General features: G+C 50.7%; 15 protein-coding genes and 1 rRNA gene. 11 read left to right on the forward strand and 5 right to left on the reverse strand.

Going from position 1 to position 20,606, the window contains the following annotated elements; translation table 11 throughout:
- Nucleotides 1-169: 169 nt before the first annotated feature.
- A 5S ribosomal RNA gene (gene rrf, locus AC23NW_RS06025) occupies nucleotides 170-281 on the forward strand.
- A gap of 103 nt (nucleotides 282-384) precedes the next feature.
- On the opposite strand, the gene AC23NW_RS06030 is transcribed toward rrf, so the two are convergent.
- The 3 genes from AC23NW_RS06030 to AC23NW_RS06040 form a co-directional block, all read right to left on the reverse strand.
- A complete protein-coding gene (locus AC23NW_RS06030; RefSeq protein ID WP_487448343.1) occupies nucleotides 385-1,182 on the reverse strand; it encodes a LytR/AlgR family response regulator transcription factor in 798 nt (265 codons plus the stop codon).
- A gap of 116 nt (nucleotides 1,183-1,298) precedes the next feature.
- Nucleotides 1,299-2,642, reverse strand: a complete 1,344-nt coding sequence (locus tag AC23NW_RS06035; protein WP_487448345.1) for a histidine kinase — start codon at nucleotides 2,640-2,642, stop codon at nucleotides 1,299-1,301.
- A 103-nt stretch (nucleotides 2,643-2,745) separates the two neighbouring features.
- Nucleotides 2,746-3,507 carry a hypothetical protein gene (locus AC23NW_RS06040; protein ID WP_293837697.1) on the reverse strand — a complete coding sequence of 254 codons (762 nt, stop codon included), beginning with the start codon at nucleotides 3,505-3,507 and terminating at the stop codon, nucleotides 2,746-2,748.
- 336 nt (nucleotides 3,508-3,843) lie between these two features.
- Here AC23NW_RS06040 and AC23NW_RS06045 point away from each other — a divergent pair, with 336 nt between their 5' ends.
- From AC23NW_RS06045 to typA, 10 genes are all read left to right on the forward strand, one after another.
- Nucleotides 3,844-4,461, forward strand: coding sequence for a TetR/AcrR family transcriptional regulator (locus AC23NW_RS06045; protein WP_487448347.1), 618 nt, complete (start codon nucleotides 3,844-3,846; stop codon nucleotides 4,459-4,461).
- A complete protein-coding gene (locus tag AC23NW_RS06050) occupies nucleotides 4,451-5,818 on the forward strand; it encodes a TolC family protein (protein WP_487448348.1) in 1,368 nt (455 codons plus the stop codon). Before AC23NW_RS06045 ends, AC23NW_RS06050 begins: the two co-directional genes overlap by 11 nt.
- Before the next feature lie 30 nt (nucleotides 5,819-5,848).
- A complete protein-coding gene (locus AC23NW_RS06055) occupies nucleotides 5,849-6,979 on the forward strand; it encodes an efflux RND transporter periplasmic adaptor subunit (protein ID WP_487448350.1) in 1,131 nt (376 codons plus the stop codon).
- A 56-nt stretch (nucleotides 6,980-7,035) separates the two neighbouring features.
- Nucleotides 7,036-10,473 carry an efflux RND transporter permease subunit gene (locus AC23NW_RS06060; RefSeq protein ID WP_487448351.1) on the forward strand — a complete coding sequence of 1,146 codons (3,438 nt, stop codon included), beginning with the start codon at nucleotides 7,036-7,038 and terminating at the stop codon, nucleotides 10,471-10,473.
- Between the two features lie 87 nt (nucleotides 10,474-10,560).
- Nucleotides 10,561-11,841 carry a metallophosphoesterase gene (locus AC23NW_RS06065; protein ID WP_487448353.1) on the forward strand — a complete coding sequence of 427 codons (1,281 nt, stop codon included), beginning with the start codon at nucleotides 10,561-10,563 and terminating at the stop codon, nucleotides 11,839-11,841.
- A 227-nt stretch (nucleotides 11,842-12,068) separates the two neighbouring features.
- On the forward strand, nucleotides 12,069-12,920 hold the full coding sequence (locus AC23NW_RS06070) for a dienelactone hydrolase family protein (protein ID WP_487448354.1): 852 nt from the start codon (nucleotides 12,069-12,071) through the stop codon (nucleotides 12,918-12,920).
- Nucleotides 12,921-13,068: 148 nt separating this feature from the next.
- On the forward strand, nucleotides 13,069-13,359 hold the full coding sequence (locus AC23NW_RS06075) for a hypothetical protein (RefSeq protein ID WP_293837709.1): 291 nt from the start codon (nucleotides 13,069-13,071) through the stop codon (nucleotides 13,357-13,359).
- A gap of 150 nt (nucleotides 13,360-13,509) precedes the next feature.
- Nucleotides 13,510-15,909, forward strand: a complete 2,400-nt coding sequence (locus AC23NW_RS06080) for a TonB-dependent receptor (RefSeq protein ID WP_487448355.1) — start codon at nucleotides 13,510-13,512, stop codon at nucleotides 15,907-15,909.
- 69 nt (nucleotides 15,910-15,978) lie between these two features.
- Nucleotides 15,979-16,182: a hypothetical protein gene (locus tag AC23NW_RS06085; protein WP_293837712.1), complete on the forward strand. Its 204-nt coding sequence runs from the start codon at nucleotides 15,979-15,981 to the stop codon at nucleotides 16,180-16,182.
- Nucleotides 16,183-16,408: 226 nt separating this feature from the next.
- Complete coding sequence (typA, locus tag AC23NW_RS06090) at nucleotides 16,409-18,223, forward strand: translational GTPase TypA (RefSeq protein WP_293837714.1); 1,815 nt, start codon at nucleotides 16,409-16,411, stop codon at nucleotides 18,221-18,223.
- A 111-nt stretch (nucleotides 18,224-18,334) separates the two neighbouring features.
- Here the strand turns inward: typA and egtD are convergent, their stop codons facing one another.
- Entirely contained in the window at nucleotides 18,335-19,315 is a 981-nt protein-coding gene (egtD, locus tag AC23NW_RS06095; protein WP_487448357.1) for an L-histidine N(alpha)-methyltransferase, read from the reverse strand.
- Nucleotides 19,282-20,466 carry an ergothioneine biosynthesis protein EgtB gene (egtB, locus tag AC23NW_RS06100; RefSeq protein WP_487448358.1) on the reverse strand — a complete coding sequence of 395 codons (1,185 nt, stop codon included), beginning with the start codon at nucleotides 20,464-20,466 and terminating at the stop codon, nucleotides 19,282-19,284. Before egtB ends, egtD begins: the two co-directional genes overlap by 34 nt.
- Between the last annotated feature and the right edge of the window lie 140 nt (nucleotides 20,467-20,606).

Below are 20,606 nucleotides of genomic sequence, written 5' to 3' on the forward strand. Positions count from 1 at the left end.
ATAGGTGGCATGTGAAGGCGCTGAGAGGCGTAGAGCAGAGCCATACTAATGGTCCCGGAATCGTGTTGGAAAGGTTTGCTTGGAAGGTGTGTGTGTTGTTACAGATTCTCTCTGTAGGGAAAAAGACGAACGATATTAGCTTAGTTGCCTAAGCAGAAAATATACAGAGGTTGGTGGAAATAAGTCGGGTGTTCACCTCTTTCCATCTCGAACAGAGCCGTTAAGCCCCGAGCTGCCGATGGTACTGCCTTCACCGGCGGGAGAGTAGGTCACTGCCACCTCAGTAATTGACAGAGCCGATCCGCAAGGGTCGGCTCTTGTCGTTTATACCCCCTCCAACCCATAGAAAAACGCCTGTCGGTCGGCAACAGGCGTCAGCGGACATTATTTACCCATCCACTTCTTAAAATCGGTGGCTTTCTCCCGGCTGATGACCACTTCCTCTTCGGTAACAGGTTTCAAAATCAGTTTCAGCTTGTTATTAAAATACGGATGGATTTGCTGAACAGACTGAATGTGCGTAATAAACTGCCGGTTTGCTCGGAAAAATTGCGCAGGATCAAGCATTTTTTCCAGTTCGTCTAACGTATAGTCTACGGCGTATTTCTGATTAGTCGTGGTCCGGAAAAAACTGATTCCTTCTTCTGTATAAAAAAAGGCGATGTCGCTTACTTCAATAGGGATCCACTGCTGCCGGTGTTTAACCAGAAACCGGCGCCGGAAGTCAGCCGGCTGAATTTGCTGCCGAAGTTGCTGCACCAGCGCATCAATGGCGGCGGCTGAGTCAATATCGCTTTTAGCGGCCTCATTACCTGAATCAGCTGTTTGATGCAGACGCTGGTATTTGCTCAGGCTGGCTTCCAGTTCATGGCGCTTAATCGGCTTCAGCAGATAATCAATGCTGTTGACCTTAAAGGCTTTTAACGCATATTCATCATAGGATGTGGTAAAGATGACCGGAGAGCTTACGGTAGTCTGTTCGAAGATTTCAAAGCTTTGTCCGTCAGCAAGTTCAATATCCATCAGGATCAGATCAGGTGCCTTATTGCTTTCAAGCCATGCGACAGATGCCCGCACACTGGCAGCCGTACCGACGACCTGCATGGCAGGATCGACCTCCTGTAACAGTTTACTTAATTTGCGGACTGCTAACTCTTCGTCTTCAATTAGAAAAACATTCATTGCTCTGACTTTTTAAACAAATATTTATTAAAGATGGCAGTTCATCAATATAATTGTCAATGTAGGGTAAGAAAAGCAGGACGAAATGTAAAAAAACGCCCTTGAACCAACACTATTTAGCCGATCTCCCTGCTTGTCTCAACAGGTGGCAAAATTACCCTGAAAAATTGCTTATCTTCTTCAAATACAGGAGGCTGGCTGCCCAGAAGTTTGTATTTAGAGGTAATATTGGATAACCCGATACCGTTAGATTCAACACGTAATGTTTTACGCTGAAGTGAATTTTCGACAATAATCTGTCCGCCGGTATCTGTCTTAATCCGGATCACCAGTGGTTTATTAGGCAGCAACACATTGTGTTTAACCGCATTTTCTGTCAGGAGCTGGAGTGTCAGCGGTGGTAAAAGCAGCCCGGTATGCTCCGGCATTACGTCAATTTCGGTAATAAGCCCTTTCCCGTAGCGTGTTTTCAGCAAGCTTAGATACGACTGAATAAAGTTGAGTTCGAGTTGTAGGGTTGTCAGTTCCAGCACGTTGCTGCGTAGGAGGTAACGGTAGACTGTGCTTAATTCATCAACGAACGTAGTAGCCAGTGACGGGTTTTCATCAATAAGCGACGAAAGAGTATTAAGGCTGTTGAACAAAAAGTGGGGATTAATCTGGGTTTGTAACGCCCGGATCTGAACTTCTGTTTTTTCCTGTTTGAGCTGTTGAACATGTAAGGCGGTTTCCAGCTGGTCACGCTGTCGCTGTTCACGTTCCTGGACAAGCTCTTTTTCGACCAGGGCTTTTCGGACAGCCTGCCGGATTTCCTGACTTCGGTGCCGATAGGTAAGTCCTGTCGAGAAAAAAAGTAATTCGACTATAATACCGGTCTGCATATAAGCCAGCGGCTTGTTCCAGGCAAATTCACCCCATGGCTGTGAAAAAAACAAGGTTGCCAGCATAGCCGCAATAGCGCCCAGAACCAATGCCGTACTGCCGGTAATAAATAACCGGGCAACGATATTTTCCCAGCGGTAGATAATCGAAATAATGTAAAACGACAGTAAGGCCAGCCCACTGCGGACGATTGTATGCAGCATACCATGAAAAGGCTGTTTCCAGAGATCCGTCAGAAAACAGAATACTACCTCCAGCAGAACGTATAGTACCAGAACACCCTGTGTAGTACGGAAAATCCGGATCAGATCCGGTCTGGCCGTTTGCAGGTTCAGGAAATAAACCGTCAGTTCGAAATAAGTAATATAGGCAAGCATCGGAATGGCAACCTGTACAAACCGGATCACCGGCCATGTGGTAGCAGCGTTCAATGCGCAGAAAAAGGCAATCCAAGAGAGCATGTAGAACGTGTATAAACCATAGACACGTTCGCGGTAAAGCCACCACTGAATCACATTCAGCATCAGCATGGCAATGACCGTTCCCAGAAATAACAGATACCAGGTATCGTAGCTCATTCGTTTAGGGCAGGATTTTCACAACGATGCAAATATAAGACAGCCATTAGCTGTAAAAGAGCTTACAACTAATGGCTTAACTGTCCGGTACTAAGATTAGTGGTTAAAATTTGGCCGTGACCCCGAGGCGCAGTGCGGTGACCCCGTAACCGACCTCCGCAAAGCCACCGACTTTCTCGGTAAAGTAATAGCGGCCACCCACGTGCAGACCTAAATACAGGCCATTGTTGTAGGGGTTATAATAGTCGCCGTAACCGGCGTTGTCTTTGTAGCTGGCAATACGGACACCGAGTGAGATACCGGCATACGGATCAAATTTGTCGCCTGTCTGCAGGAGCTCACCAAGGTGGTAAGAACCACGGGCACCGGCGTAAATAAAGTTATAGCTCCACTTATAGCCGCCATAATTCCGGCCGTAATGCGCATAGTCAACAGAACCGCCGACCGACAGATTATCGGCAATCGTAGTTTCGAAGGAGACACCGATCGGAATACCGCCACCCCAGTATGATGCCAGACCAATACCACCGTTCAGATATGACGTACGATGCGCTGCTTTAGCGAAAACCGGCTGTTTTTTTACCGGTGTCGTTGCGCCTGGTTTTGGAGCAGAACTTGTGCTGGCCTGAGCCTGTGCCTGTGCCGGCTGTTGGGTCGTTACCGGAGCGGTTGCCGGCTGTTGCGTTTGGGCTGTTGTTGCCGGCGCGGTTGCGGCCTGTTTAGCGGGTGCTGCTGTGCGGGCAACGGCCTGTGCTGGTTTCTGAGCCGGCGCTGCTTTTTTGGCTGCCGTCTGGCCTTCGGCCTGTATGGCAAACAGGGCAATTGCCGGAATGATAAAAGCGATACGTTGTACTATGTTTTTCATTGTATTGTTGTTTTGTGTAAGCGTTTTATTGTGTTTACTGCGGCGTAATGTCAATGCAAAACTGGCCGCTGCGGTGTAGGTTTTCAAAGGTATTCTGTTTGAAATGTCATTATTTCGGGATCAACCGGAGAAACGATTTACCGGATTGCATTCCGGAGACTAAAGTTCGTCAGTGAATTAATGCCGTTCACCCCTCAAAATCTCCACTTTATGAAGTATTTGTTTACCGGTCGGGGCTTCCGGACTAACTTGCGGCTGCTAACGAACAAGACAACAAAAATTTAACGGAAACTATGAACTATAAGAAAGTTTCCCTGGTTCCCAGATCAGGAACACATGAAGGAATCCGCTTCCATGAAGCAAAAAATTGTTGACGAAGCCGAACGTTTATTCTGGAAGTACGGCGTAAAATCAGTCACACTCGATGACATCTCCCGGCGTCTTGGCATATCCAAAAAGACGCTCTATCAGCATTTCTCAGATAAGGAAGACCTCGTTTATCAGGTCGTTGTTAACCATTTCAACGCAAAAAAAGAAAATGTTAACTGCCATAAAATAGACGCTCACAACGCTGTCGATGCCATGCTGATGCTATCGGTACTAGTGCGGAAATACGCAGACAGCAACAATCCGAATCTACTTTTTGATATTGAGCGCCACTACCCCAAAGCCTGGGAGGAATACCGGAAATATAAGGAAGAGTTTGTCTTTGCCTCCATCAGGGAAAATCTGGAATGGGGCATATGGGATGGCTTATACCGCGATGACATCAACGTAGAAGTACTGGCACGGCTGCGGCTGGAATCAATGCATATGGCGATGGATGAGGCCGTTTTCCCACACGACCGCTTTGGCCTTACAGATATACAGATCGAACTCCTGCATCACTTTGTACGGGGTCTGCTAACCGAAAAAGGATTTACTATTTATAACCAATTCAACCATGAATTATAGCACTACTACGATCAGGACGGGGCTGATGCTTATGCTGACGCTCTGTAGTATAGACATCGTGTATGGCCAGAAACAGTACTCACTAAATGAAGCCATTCAGTTTGCGACTGAACGCAACATAAATGTGCAGAATACGAAGCTGGACGCCACCAGCGCGGAGGCGCGCATCCAGGAAATCCGGTCTGTTGCGTTGCCGCAGGCCAGTATTTCGGGACAGGCGCTGAAGAACCTCGCGATTCAGACCGTTTTCCTGCCGCCGGCCTTTTTCCAGTTGCCGGAATCGGCCGGACCACAGGGTGTTCGTTTCGGGGTGAAATACTCGGGCAGCCTCGTGGCCGCCGTTAACCAGCTGATTTTTGATGCTTCGTATAAGGTTGGCCTGAAAGCGGCGGATACCTACCGCGAACTGGCCCAGAAAAACGTTACGTCATCGAAAATCGACGTGGCCGGTCAGGTGGCCAAGGCGTATTACGGCGTACTGGTAAGCGAAGAGCGGATTAAGCTGCTCGACCTGAACATTGGCCGGCTGGATTCGACCCTGCGCGAAACCCGTGAACTGAACCGGCAGGGCTTTGTCGAAAAGATCGATATTGACCGGCTCGAAGTACAGGCCAACAACCTCAGGACAGAACGCCAGAAGGTGGTAAACCTCATCGAACTGAGCTATGTCCTGCTGAAATACCAGATGGGGCTGAGTGTTGACGAAAGCATTAAGCTGACCGACAAAATTCAGGAGCAGAATCTGGAAGAGCTGGAGCGGCTGGCACAATACGAAGCCAAAACGTTTGACTACAACCAGCGGATTGAATATTCGACACTGCAAACCCAGCTGAAACTGGCGGCTCTGGACATTGAAAACACCCGCAAGCAGTATTACCCGCGTTTATCCGCATTCCTGAACTACGGGTATAACAACGGCCGGGATAAGCTAGGAGATATGTTCACCACAAAGTGGTTTGCCTTGTCGTCTGTCGGGATTAACCTGTCGGCACCACTGTTTGATGGCTTTGCCAAAAAGTACCGGATGCAGCAGCAGCGGATTACCCTGCAAAAGGCGCAGAACAGCGGTGAGCTACTGAAAAACTCAATTGACCTGCAAATCCGGCAGGCGCAGATCATGTTGCAGAACAACCTGCAAAGCTTACAGACCCAGAAACGCAACCTTGATCTGGCGCAGGAGATTTTACGGGTAACACGGATCAAGTACAAGGAAGGTGTTGGCTCCAACATTGAGGTGCTGAACGCCGAAATCTCATCCCGCGAGGCACAAACCAACTATTTCTCGGCATTACTGGACTTTATGCTGGCGAAAGTTGATGCCGATAAGGCAACCGGAAAACTCTATGCCGGCAATTAATCCCTATTCACTAACGCAAAAACAACCATCATGAAAAAATATTACATCCTCGCCTTGACAATGAGTCTGTTATGGTCTTGTTCTCAGGAAAAGAAAAATGACTTACAATCGAAGAAAGAAGAGTTAGCGACGCTGAAACAGCAGCAGGCCGAACTGAATACAAAAGTCCGGACGCTGGAAGCTGAGGTGGCGAAACTGGATCCGAAAAAGGCAGAAGAAGCGAAGGTCAAAGATGTTGTTGTGTCGCCGGTAGTAGCATCGACATTCCGCCATTTTATTGAATTACAGGGGACTATTGATGCGAAAAACAACGTACAAGTGAGCCCGCAGGCCGGTGGAACCATAACGGCTGTTTATGTGCAGGAAGGTAGTCAGGTGAAAGCCGGTACGGTGATGGCGAAAGTTGATGACCAGATCCTGCGTCAGTCAATTGAAGAGGTGAAAAATCAGCTGACACTGGCCAACACGGTGTTTGAGAAACAGGCGAACCTGTGGAAACAGCAGATTGGTACCGAAATTCAGTATTTGCAGGCAAAAAATAACAAAGAGTCGCTGGAGAAGCGGCTGGCAACGCTGAACACGCAGCTGAGCCAGTCGGTAGTGAAAGCGCCGATTGCCGGGGTAGTTGACAAGGTGTTTGTGAAAGCAGGGGCTATGGGTATGCCGGGCGCACCCATGTTCCAGGTCGTGAACCTGTCGGCGCTGAAAGTGGTGGCGAAAGTAGCGGATACCTATGCCGGCAGTGTTCGCAGCGGTGACCAGGTGCAGGTGAGCTTCCCGGACGTGAATAAGAATCTGAATTCACGCATCAACTTTGTCTCGACAACGGTTGATCCGCTGAGCCGGACGTTTACCATCGAAGCGCCGCTGCCGTCGGATAAAAGCCTGAAGCCGAACATGCTGGCGCAGGTGAAAATCAACGATGCGTCGAAAGCCAATTCGGTAGTGATTGACCAGAACCTGATTCAAAGCACCGAACAGGGACAGTTAGTTTACGTGGCCGTCAACGAAGGCGGAAAGAAACTCGCACGCGCCCGGCAGGTTAAAACGGGACAGAGTTATGGCGGGCAGATCGAAGTGCTGGATGGCCTGAAAGCCGGTGATCAGCTGGTAACGAAAGGCTATCAGGAGTTAGTAGACGGACAACCTATAAACTATTAGTGGAACCGCTCGTCGAGACGGTAGTTCGGTTTCGGTAAGCAACAACCCCTGTCAACATGAAATTTGAACAGTATAAAACGCTCGGTTTCACCAACTGGTGCGTCGAAAACAGGACGGCGATTTACATCTTCACGTTCATTATTACACTGGGCGGGTTACTGGTGTACAATAACCTCCCGAAAGAACAGTTTCCGGATATCAAGGTGCCGCAGATCTACATCAATACGATCTATTTCGGAACGGCCCCGTCGGATATCGAAAACACCATTAACAAACCCATTGAGAAGCAGCTGAAATCGATCTCGGGCGTAAAGCGGATTAAATCCAACGCCTTGCAGGACGTTTCGGTAATTCTGGTGGAGTTTAACCCGGATGTGCAGGTATCGGACGCCTTGCAGCGGGTTCGTGATGCGATTGACAAGTCGAAGCGGGATTTGCCGCAAAAGCTGGATTCAGGCCCGACGGCGCAGGATGTGAACTTCTCGGAGTTTCCGATCATGAACATCAACATGGCGGGTAATTTTTCGCTGAACCAGCTGAAAGATTATGCCGAAGATTTGCAGGATGCCATCGAGGCCATGCCGGAAATCAGCCGCGTCGATATCGTCGGTGCCCTGAAACGTGAAGTACAGATCAACGTGGATTTACCGCGGATGCAGTCGTCAGGCCTGGCGTTCTTCGACATTCAGCAGGCGGTACAGGGTGAAAACATCAACGTATCGGGTGGTGAACTGAACGTTGACGGCGTTCGCCGGACACTGCGCGTAAAAGGCGAGTTCAGCGAAGTAGAAACGCTTCGGAATCTCCAGATCCGCACGGCAACGGGCGCTACCGTACGTCTCGGCGATGTGGCCGATGTGCAGGATAGCTTCGAAGAGCAGCAGGACTTCTCGCGTCTGGACAAGAAAACGGTTGTGTCGCTGAACGTTATCAAACGCTCAGGCGCCAACCTGATTTCGGCGGCAGACAAAATCGAAGAGACGATTGCAAAATACAAAGCCGACCGGTTCCCGCAGGGGCTGGACATCAAAATCACCGCCGATCAGTCGGAACGGACACGGGCGGAGCTGCATGACCTGGTAAACACAGTTGTACTGGGCTTTATCTTTGTCGTACTCGTTCTGATGTTCTTCATGGGTGTGCGGGATTCGATTTTCGTTGGCTTATCGGTACCCCTGTCGGCCTTTGTGGCGTTCGTGTGTATGCCGGTGGTCGGCCCGATTGTCGGTACGGCGTTTACCCTGAATACGATTGTCTTGTTTGCCTTCCTGCTCGGTCTGGGTCTGGTTGTGGATGACGCGATTGTGGTTATCGAAAACTCACACCGTCTGTTCAACCAGCACAAGGATTGGGATATTAAAAACGCGGTGAAGGCTGCGGCCGGTGAAGTATTCGTACCGGTTATGTCGGGAACGCTGACGACCATTGCGCCGTTCTTCCCGCTGTTGTTCTGGCCGGGTATTGTCGGGGAGTTTATGAAATTCCTGCCGCTGATGCTGATCCTGACCCTGTTTGCGTCGTTGTTTGTGGCCTACGTGATCAACCCGGTGTTTGCCGTTACGTTTATGAAGCGTCACGACGAAAGCGGGCATGAAGCGGTTGACACCAGTTTCGACAGCCTGAAACGACCGCTGATTATCATGGCTGTGCTGGCTGGTATCGGCTACGTCATTGACCGGGGTATCGGTAACCTGATGATTGCCTTTATCATCCTGTATGTGTTCAACCACTACGTGCTGACGCCGAAAATCATTGTGCCGTTCCAGGAAGGCTTGCTGCCACGGCTGAAAAACGGCTACCGGAAACTGATTTCGTGGATTTTGCACGGCTGGCGTCCGGTATGGGCGGTCGTGAGCATGTTCATCCTGCTGGTCGGTACGTTTATGCTGATGGGCGTTGTGCAGCCGAAAGTGATCTTCTTCCCGAGCGGTGATCCGGATTACGTATACGTATACAACGTAATGCCGATTGGTACCGATGCCCGTGTGACAGACTCGGTAACGAAGGTGATTGAAAAGCGGGTGTTCAAGGTGCTGGAAGACGAGAAGGCGATGAACATCGTGAACTCGGTGATTGCCAACGTCGGTAAAAACGCCGGTGACCCGTTCAACCCGGACCGTGCCGCCACGCCGCATAAGTCGAAAGTAACCGTAGCCTTTGTGAAAAGCGAAGACCGCGACGGCCGTTCAACGGAAGAAATTCTGGGTAAGGTACGGGTAGCCATGCAGGGCATTCCGGGCACCGAAATTTCGGTAGAACGCGAGAGCAGCGGCCCGCCAACGGGTAAGGCCATCTCGATTGAGTTATCGGGTGAAGATTTTAGTACGTTGCAGAGCCTGGAGAAGGTTGTCCGCAAGGGTATTTCACAGGCCGGTATCGAGGGTATTGATCAGCTCAAGTCCGATCTGGTAACCAACAAGCCGGAGATTGTCATTAATATTAATAAGGAAAAAGCGCAGCGTGAAGGCATTTCGGCCCAGCAGATTGCCTTTGCGATCCGGACAGCCTTGTTCGGTACCGAGATTTCGAAGTTCCGCGATGCCAAAGATGAATACCCGATCATGATCCGTCTGAAGCAGAACGACCGCAGCAAAATCGAACAGCTGCTGAGCCTGAACATTGTTTACCGCGACATGAACCTGGGCGGTCAGCTGCGTCAGGTGCCGATTTCGTCGGTGGCCGATATTGCGTACTCAACGACGTTCAGCCAGATTAACCGGAAAAATCAGGAGCGTCTGGTGACGGTGAGTTCAGATGTGGTGCCGGGCTTCAACGCCAACCAGATCAACCAGCAGATCCAGCAGGTGATCGACCAGATGGAAATCCCGAACGGCTATACGGTCCGGTTGGGTGGCGAGCAGGAAGACCAGCAGGAGTCGGCCATCTTCCTGATGACGGCGCTGGGCGTTGCGGTGTTGCTGATCTACCTGATTCTGGCAACGCAGTTTAACTCGGTCATTAAACCGCTGATCATTTTCGTAACCATCCTGCTGTCCTTCATCGGTGTGTTACTGGGCTTTATGATAACGGGTAAAACGTTCTCCGTTATCATGTCGGGCGTCGGTATCATTGCCCTGGCAGGTATTGTGGTGAAAAACGGTATCCTGCTCATCGAGTTCATCGACGAGTTGCGGGGCCGTGGTACACCGCTGCGGGAAGCCATCATCGAAGGTGGTGGTATCCGTCTGACGCCGGTATTGCTGACTGCGTCGGCGGCCGTACTCGGCCTGATTCCGCTCGCGTTCGGTCTGACGGTCGACTTCGTTTCTCTGTTCCGCGACTTCAAGCCAAATGTGATGGTGGGTGGGGCGAGTGCCGTGTTCTGGAACATTCTGGCCTGGACTATCATTTATGGTCTGACATTCTCGACGGTGCTGACGCTGGTTATTGTCCCTTGTCTATACTGGATCAACGAGCGGGTACGGATGAAGTGGTTCGGTAAAAAAGATCCGGCTTTGACCATGAAGCGCGAACCGGAACCCGAAGCGGTTTAACGTACCATAAACGCCTATGTAAACGGTTGTTATTGCTTCCGGCTCCGGCTGAACAATAGCAACCGTTTGCTGTTTAATCAAACAATCATGAACAGAATCGTCTTTTTTCTTCTCATTGCGGCCGTCTTCTTTCTGATGGATCTGTACGTATTTCAGGCCGTACGGAATCTGAGCCGCAGCCTCTCCGAAACAACCCAGCGGATGATCACAACAGCCTACTGGAGCCTGACCGGTATTTCGCTGGTGACCTACATCGTCATGCAGCTGCTGCCGCCCGACGCACTCGGCCGGTCAACGCGGAGCCTGATCTGGGCGGCCGTACTGATCCCGTATTTTTCAAAGCTTTTTGCTGTTATTTTTCTGTTCATCGACGATCTGGGCCGGTTCTTCCGGTGGGTAGTGTCGCTGTTTTACCGTCCCGACGTGCGGGAGGCGGCCGATGATGCAACCCGCAGCACCATGCCGGCCACGGATGTGATTCCGCGTTCGGAGTTTCTGATGAAAACCGCGCTCATTGCCAGTGCCGTGCCGCTGGTTGGTTTTTCGTATGGCATCATTTCCGGAGCACATGACTACCGCATCCGCCGGATCAAGCTGGCGCTGAAAGACCTGCCATCCGGATTCGAAGGCATGAAAATTGCCCAGTTGTCAGACATTCATTCGGGTAGTTTTTTCAATAAAACAGCCGTAAAGGGCGGGGTGGAAATGCTGCTGCGCGAAAAACCGGATATGGTGTTTTTCACGGGGGATCTGGTCAACAACACCGCTGATGAGGTGCAGGATTATATTACTATATTCGACAAGGTCAAAGCCCCGATGGGCGTGTATTCAACACTGGGTAACCACGACTACGGCGATTATGTTGAATGGGGCAGTCTGCAGGCCAAGCAGCAGAACCTGAACAACCTCGTGGCCGCCCACCGGCAGCTGGGCTGGAACCTGATGCTGGACGAAAACCGCATCATCGAACAAAACGGCGATAAAATTGCCTTGATTGGTATCCAGAACTGGGGTGCCGGTGCACGCTGGCCGAAATACGGTGATCTGGCAAAAGCCTACAAAGGCACCGAAGATTATCCGGTAAAACTCCTGCTGTCGCACGATCCGAGCCATTGGGATGCGCAGGTACGGCCGAAATTTCCCGACATTGACGCTATGTTTGCCGGGCATACACACGGGATGCAGTTTGGCGTGGAGGTTGGCGATATCAAATGGAGCCCGTCGCAGTACGTATACAAGCAATGGGCAGGACTTTACAAGGAAGGCGATCAGCAGCTATATGTTAACCGTGGTTACGGCTATCTGGGTTATCCCGGCCGCATCGGCATTCTGCCCGAGATCACCATTTTCGAATTGACAAAGGCCTGATAAATCACTTTTGCTTATTTTTCCCGTACGGGCGACCCCACGTGGTCGCCCCACTATTTTCAATTCCCACGTGGTCGCCCACTATTTTCAATCCCCCACGTGGTCGCCCCACTATCTGCAAATCTCCCGCATGGCCTCCCTTTTCGCTGGCCGGCAATGGCTTTTGAACAATTACTTACCTAAATTAGTTGTACGTACACATAAAAGCCTAAAACAACCATAAACCAATGAAAATCACGTTTATCTCCCTGATTACGTTGTTTGTTTCCCTGTTTTCGCCGGTAAAAGAAGAAAAAACTGAGATTCCGGTTTGTCATGGACAAGGTAACGATATGTCGGAAATGGCGGCGGATCCTGAATTCCAGAAGCTGCATGCTAATCCGATTCCGTTTCACTATGTCAGTGCAGCGGGTGAGATGATTCAGTTTTCGACTCCCGACGGGCAAACCGCCAACGGCTTTCTGCTGAGGTCGAAGAAAAAATCAGACAAATGGTTACTGGTTTATCAGGAGTGGTGGGGCCTGAACGATAACATCAAACAGCAGGCCGAGCAGTTTTACAATGACCTGAAAGACGTAAACGTACTGGCGGTTGATATGTACGACGGCAAAGTGGCTACCGAAGCCTCGGAGGCCGGTAAACTGATGCAGGGCGCGTCGAAAGACCGCTTGCAGTCGATCATGAAAGGGGCTATTGCCTACGCCGGCCCGAAAGCAACGTTTGGTAGTGTAGGCTGGTGTTTCGGCGGTATGCTGTCGCTGCAGTCGGCCATGCTGGAAGGCAAAAAAGCCGCTGCCTGCGTGATGTACTACGGTCGTCCGGAGCAGGATGTAGAAAAACTGAAAAGCCTGGAAACAGATGTGCTGGGTATTTTCGGCAGCCGCGATAAAGGTATCTCGCCGGAATCCGTGAAGCAGTTTGAAGAAAACATGCAGAAAGCCGGTGAAAAAGTGACGGTTAAAATGTACGATGCCGGCCACGGTTTTGCCAATCCAAGCAACCCGGTATACGATAAGGAAGCGTCGGCAGATGCCTACAAACTGGCTCTGAATTACCTGAAAGAGCGCTTAAAAGCATAAAAAGGCCGGTTTGCCGGTCATAAAATAAGCAGCCCCGATTGCGCTTGAGCGGTCGGGGCATTTTTTTTGCGTTTTAAACGTTTTTAGTAGATGGGGGTTTAAACCTTATAAGTTGTCTTTTGTCTAACGAACATAAATCGCAAATACCATGAAAACGTTGAAAGCAAGTGCTTTACTAGTGGGTCTGGTATTGACACTGATACTGAGTAGCTGTGGTCCGTCATACGTAGGTGTACGAAGCGGCTACGGCTATGGCCCGAATTACGGACCTGCCTATGGCTATGGTCCGGGCTATTACCGGCCTCGCCGGGTGATTGTAACGCCGCCGCCACGGGTGGTATACCGGTCGTCTCCGCGCTACTACCGTTCGGCGCCGCCAGCCTATGGCCGTCACTACGATGGAGGCCGCAGCCGTGGCCCGCGGTCATACCGTCGGTAGGTACGATCTCATTGATCAGGCAAAAGCCGGTTCTGTCTGTACAGGGCCGGCTTTTGACATGTATAATCCGCCCTGACAACCGCTCATCAAGTTCTGTACCGCAGGAGGGTAGGTTGTATGTAACTTTGTTTATCAAAGAATAACAATCTGATGCCTTATCGTACCTGTCTGTTTACACTTCTTCTCATTGCTTATACGTTCTGTACTGCCTTCGGGCAAAACAACCCGTTCCGGATCCGGTTGCAGGAAACGTCCGGACAACCGGTCATCGGTGCCAATCTTCAGTTGATCGATGCACGGGATACTACCCGGCGCATGTATGCCGTAACCGATACGGCTGGCCAGGCGCAGTTTATGGTGCCGGTGGCTGTAAAGTATCAGCTGCGGGCCACATCGGTAGGGTACAAGCCGTTGTTGCGGAACGTAGTATCGGCCAATACATCGGAAGGGCTGACGTATGTGATGGCGCCGGATAATGTGCTGTTGCAGGCGGTTTCGGTTACGGCGGCCAAACCGCTGGTGCGGCAGGAAGACGATAAAACGGTGGTGGACCCTGAACCGATTGCCAATACCAGCACCAGTGCCTACGAAATTATGGAAAAAACGCCGGGGTTGTTCCTTGACCCCGATGGCAACGTATACCTCAGCAGTACAACGCCCGCCACGATCTACATCAACGGCAGGGAGCAGAAAATGAGTGCGGCCGATATCGCCACCATGCTCAAAAGTCTGCCTCCCAACAGCATTGCCCGCATGGAAATTCTGCGGACGCCGTCGGCGCGGTACGATGCGAGCGGTAGCGGCGGGGTGGTGAATATCATTCTCAAAAAAGGGGTCAAAATCGGGATGACGGGCTCGGCCAACGCCGGATTCAATCAGGGGCGTTTCGGGAACCAGTTTGCCGGGGTAAACATCAACAATAACAACAATGGCCGGACTGCCTATCTGAACGTAAACTACACCCTCCGCAATAATTACGAAGAGGTACAGAGTAGCCGGAAATTTTCGGCCGATTCAGTGCTGGCGCAGAACGCCTACACGACCTATCCGGCGCAGATTTTCTATGCGGGTTACGGTCTCGGGTTTGAGCTGCCTAAAAAATGGGAGCTGAACCTGGATGGCCGCTTCTCGTGGAATGAGGCCACGTCAGCATCAAACAATAACAACCTGATCAGCCGCTTAAGCACGGGCAAGCTCGTATCGGATAACCTGAACACGGTTACGAACCGCAACAATGTATTATCGTTTAGCCAGGGATTCGCGACCAAATACAAAATTGATTCGGTAGGGTCGGAGCTCACAACCGACGTTTCCTACAACTTTATCGGTAATCGCGGCGGGCAGGATTACAGTACACAGTATCGGTTGCCCGAACGGCCGGCAACGATGGGCGAGGGCGGCTTTGATAACCAGCGGCATTTGTTTGCAGCACAGGTTGATTTACGTTATAAACTGATGAAGAGCCTGACGCTGGAAACCGGTGCTAAAACCAGTATTCAGAACTTTACCAGCAACGGTGATTATGCTAATATTATAGGCGGCGTCCGTAAGCCTGACCTCGCCCGTACCAATTCGTTTGACTATCGCGAAAATATCAATGCCACCTATTTACAGGCTTCGCAGACCTTCGGGGCGTTTGTGCTGAAAGGTGGCGTACGGATGGAAAACACCAACATGGCGGGCCATCAGCGGATTCCGGCCGATACATCGTTCAACATCCACCGGACCGACCTCTTCCCGTATGTGTTTCTGAGCCGCCGGCTGATGAAAATTGCCGGTTTCGACCTGCGCGGGTATCTGGTGTACCGGCGGTCGATTACCCGCCCGACCTACGACTACCTGAACCCGTTTGCCCGTTACATCGATCAGTATCTGTACGAGACTGGTAACCCGGCCCTGCGTCCGCAGTTTACGGAGAATTATGAGGTAAATATCAGCGTCGATGAGCGGCCGATTTTTGCGGTGGGCCGGAATTATACCCGCGACATTTTCACGAACGTCGTGTATCAGGATCCGGTGAACCGGAGCATTGCCGTCCGGACGTATGATAACCTGGGTGTTAACCGCGAAACCTACTTCCGTTTGTTGGGGGCAATTCCGCCGGGCAAGCGGTACTTCTTTGTGGTTGGCACGCAGTACAATTACAACGACTACGCGGGTCTCTACGAAAACCGGCCGCTGAATTTCCAGCGGGGGAGCTGGTCGTTTTTTACCTTTCATTCCTTCAAAATCGATAAGCGCTCAACGGCAACCATGAACGGATTTATCCGGACAAAAGGCCAGCTTCAGTTTTACGAGCTCAGTAATTTCGGCATGCTGAACCTGAGCGTAAACCGCAAGTTTCTACAGGATAAACTGCTGGTAACGCTGACGGCGAATGACTTACTCTTTACCAATTACTACCGCTTTACGCTGCAGCAGGGGACGGTAGCGGCAACAGGGCTGCGCCGCAACGATACACGCCGGTTCGGGTTGACGGTGCGGTACAATTTCGGTATCCGCAAGAAGGAAGAACGGGTGAATATGTTCAATATTGAGGCGCCGCAATAAGTTTTCTGACGGAATTGACCAAAAAGCGTTTTACCTTCGTTAACTCTCTGTAGAGCCAGCTAGTTAGCCATGAAAAAGTTAGGGATAATCGGTCTTATTGTTGCCATGATGCTGCCGTTGGCAGAGACGGCAGAGGCGGCTCTGGTCAGTGAACAAACAACTGTGTTTGCGCGGCCGGAGCAAATTTTCAAGAAGCGAAAAGGCTACCGGAAAAAGAAAGGTTTCCTCTGGGGACTGTTTCGCAAAAACAACTGCGGCTGCCCAAAGCATTAAGCAATTGTTAAGAAATTGTACTTCTGATAGTCAGGCCCTTATTCAGGGCCTTTTTCTGTTAAAAAGAATTGTAAAAATCTGTGTTTCAGATAAAAAAAGCGTATCTTTGCGGCTTGAAATATCAGAAGACTGATAAGGCCGATTTCACAACGGAACTGACGCATTTGTAACAAATAGTCCAGAAAATACCCGTCAGGTTAAGTTGTTGAGTCACAGTTCGCAAAGTATGCAATCTATAAGAAATATCGCCATTATTGCCCACGTTGACCACGGTAAGACTACGCTGGTTGACAAGATCATCCACGCGTCAAAAATCTTCCGGGACAATCAGGAGTTTCAGGACCTGATTTTGGACAATAACGATTTGGAGCGGGAGCGGGGCATTACGATTGTGTCGAAAAACGTTTCGGTGCGGTACAAGGACGTCAAGATCAATATCATTGACACACCGGGCCACTCCGATTTTGGTGGGGAAGTTGAACGGGTACTGAAAATGGCCGACGGCGTTTGTCTGTTGGTCGATGCGTTTGAAGGCGCGATGCCTCAGACGCGTTTCGTGTTGGGTAAGGCACTGAGCTTAGGGCTGAAGCCTATTCTGATTGTAAACAAGGTTGATAAGGAAAACTGCCGGCCGGAAGAGGTACACGAAGAGGTATTTGACCTGATGTTTAACCTCGGCGCGACAGAAGATCAGCTTGACTTCGTAACTGTATTCGGTTCGTCGAAGCAAGGCTGGATGGGTCCGGACTGGAAGACGCCGACTGGCGACATTACCTTCCTGCTGGATACAATCATCGAAAATATTCCGGCTGCTCCTCAAAACGAAGGTACACCGCAGATGCAGGTAACATCGCTGGATTATTCAGCGTTCGTTGGCCGGATCGCTATCGGCCGTGTACACCGTGGTACGCTGAAAGAAGGTGCCAATATGGCCCTTGTGAAAGCAGACGGCAGCATCAAAAAAGTGAAAATCAAAGAACTTCAGGTGTTCGAAGGCCTTGGCAAACAGAAAGTATCGGAAGTTAACGCCGGTGAAATCTGCGCCGTTACGGGTCTGGACGACTTTGAAATCGGGGATACGCTGACTGATGTTGACAATCCGGAAGCACTGGCGCGGATTTCGGTAGATGAGCCGACGATGAACATGTTGTTCACGATCAACAACTCACCGTTCTTTGGTAAGGAAGGTAAGTTTGTAACATCCCGTCACCTGCGTGACCGTCTGTTTAAGGAAACGGAGAAAAATCTGGCACTGCGCGTGCAGGAAACCGACCGTGAAGACCAGTTCCTGGTATTCGGTCGTGGTATTCTTCACTTGTCGGTACTGATCGAAACCATGCGTCGTGAAGGATACGAGCTGCAGGTTGGTCAGCCACAGGTATTGTATAAGGAAGATGAAAACGGTCAGCGGCTGGAGCCAATCGAAACGCTGGTAGTTGACGTGCCGGAAGAAACTGCCGGTAAGGTAATTGAGCTGGCAACGCAGCGTAAAGGTGAGTTGCTGATCATGGAACCGAAAGGTGATCTGCAGCACCTTGAGTTTGAGATCCCGTCACGTGGTCTGATCGGTCTGCGGTCAAACGTACTGACATCAACTTTCGGTGAAGCAGTAATGAACCACCGGTTCAAGAGCTTCGAGCCATACCGTGGTGTGATTCCTGAGCGGATCAACGGGTCCCTGATTTCGATGAACAGCGGCGCGGCAACGGCTTATTCAATTGATAAACTGCAGGATCGCGGCGTATTCTTCGTTGATCCGGGTGAAGAAGTATATACCGGCCAGGTAATCGGTGAGCACAACCGTCAGAACGACATTGTTGTAAACGTGCAGACGGCGAAAAAACTGACCAACATGCGGGCGTCAGGATCGGACGACAACGTGAAAATCGCGCCGAAAATCCAGTTCTCGCTCGAAGAGTCAATGGAGTATATCCAGAAAGACGAATACCTGGAAGTAACGCCTAAGTCGATGCGGATGCGGAAGATTTACCTCGACGAAAACGAGCGTAAGCGGATGCAGAGCAAGTTCGAAATGGCGTAAGGCGTTGAGTGAGTTAGTAATTGAGCGAGTGAGTGATCGCTATTGCTTATTCGCTCAATAGTAATATACATGTTTAGTGGTGGCACGGCTTATAGTCGTGCCACCACTTTTTTATGCCTTTTTCTCAAAGATCACGTCAACGAAATAGCCTTTGCAGTCGGTGAAGGTAGCGTTGACGGTAAAACCGGTGGCGTCGGCCAGCTCCTGAATCTGCTTTGGGGTAAACTTGCGCGAAATCTCGGTATGGATAACCTCGCCGTAGTCAAATGATACGTCCAGGTCGAGTGCTCCGATATGAACCGTCTGTTTTTTCTGACTTACCAGATAGCTCCGTGCTTCACCGGTTTCCGGGTTGTAGGTCGGATAGTGGTCAAACATGGCGAGGTTAAAATCGGCATCCAGCTCTTCGTTGAGGCGGTGCAGCAGGTTCAGGTTGAAGGCCCGTGTTACGCCTTGCCGGTCGTTGTAAGCCGCCAGAATAACGGCCGGGTGCTTTTGCAGGTCAAAACCGGTCAGAACCAGATCGCCGGGGCGCAGGCTGTCCGACAATTGCTTGTAGAAGCCCACCGCGGCATCCGGCGAAAAATTGCCGATGTTGGAGCCCAGGAACAACACGACTTTCCGTTTGTCTGACGTGCCCGAAAGCCATTCCAGCGCATGGAAGTATTCGTCATGCTGCGGCTGAATGCTCAGCATCGGCCACTGCTTTTGCAGCGACGTTGCCAGGTCGATCAGCGCATCCTCGGAAATATCAATCGGGACATAGCTGAACGGCGCCTGCTCATCCAGAAAATGGCGGAGCAGAATTTTGGTTTTCAGTCCGTCACCCGCACCCAGCTCAACCAGTTCGAACGGTTGCCGGTCAGGGGCAAAGTGCCGGAGCAGATCGTCCTTATGATTATCCAGAACTTCGTATTCGCTGCGGGTCAGGTAATATTCCGGCAAATGCATGATTTGCTGGAAGAGATGACTGCCCACCGCATCGTAAAAAAACTGCGAGGAAAGCCGCTTCGGCGTTTGTTGGAGACCATTGCGAACATCGTCAGCCATGCCAAAGGCTACTTCGCTAGTCGTATTCCGGTGAACTGCCATCGTTTGTCAGGTTGGAAAAAATTGCGGTATGTTGATCGGGCATGCCCGGCAGGCGTAGCAACTGACGCCCCGCGCAAGACCATTTGACTACTCATAAATTTGCCGTTGTATTCACCGACGGCGCCCTCGGCCGTTGCAAATCCCGGATAGGCCAGATAGGCTGAGCCGGTCCATTCCCAGCGCTCGCCCCAGGCAAAGCGCTCGTTGGTGGCCTCCCACTCAAATTCGGTTGGCAGGCGCTGACCACACCAGCGGGCATAGGCATCGGCTTCGTAATAACTTACGTGGCAAACCGGTTCACCGAGGTCAACCGGTTCGAGTCCTTTGAAGGTATAGCTATACCATTGCCCGTCTATTTCATACCAGTAAAGCGGGGCTTTCACTTGTTCGGCTTTAACCCACGCCCAGCCGTCAGAAAGCCAGTAGCGGAAATTCTGGTAACCGCCGGCCTTAATGAAATCAATGTATTCGGCATTGGTTACCAGCTTACCCGAAATCGTTGCCGCGTTAAGGTACACCTTATGAACACCGAGCTCGTTGTCAAAACAGAAGTTGCTGCCACTGTAGCCAATGGTATAAATCCCTTCCTGTAACTGTACATCATCGTAAGAGGCGCCCCCGGACAGACCGCCCTGGCTGATCGGAATATCCAGCGACGGAAACAGCGGGTTATGGCCCAGAATATACTTGATATCGGTAATCAGCAGTTCCTGATGCTGCTGTTCGTGATTGAGCCCTAACTCAATCAGTGCGCTGATCTCCGGCGATAGTTCGTGTTCCATTAAATACGTATCCATGTACGTATCTACGTATGCACGGTATCGGTATACGTCAGCTACGGTCGGCCGTGACAGATTGCCGCGATCGTTACGTAACACCCGTTTGCCTACACTCTCGTAATAGCTGTTAAAGACAAAGCTGAAGTCTTCATGAAAAATGGTATAGCCCGGCAGATTGGGCACCAGAATGAAGGTTTCCCAAAACCAGGTAGTGTGCCCAAGGTGCCACTTGGGCGGGCTGACATCGACGATTGGCTGTACAACGTAATCTTCGGTCTCCAGATACCGGCAGATAGCCTCCGAATACGTGCGGACAGTCCGGTACCGGTCGACAAATGCAGGCTGCGTTAAAGGCAGGACTTCAGAAAGCATGGGAATAGTGTTATGGTTACTAATTCTTTCCGGGTGATTAGTGTTGTGGCAAATTATTGAAGTTTTAGTTGCCTATCAACTTAAATCGTAACAATAGCATATGAAAAAATATATGCCTTTCCTGTTTTGTTACCAATGTG

This window comes from Arsenicibacter sp. R0_47, assembly GCF_057652235.1.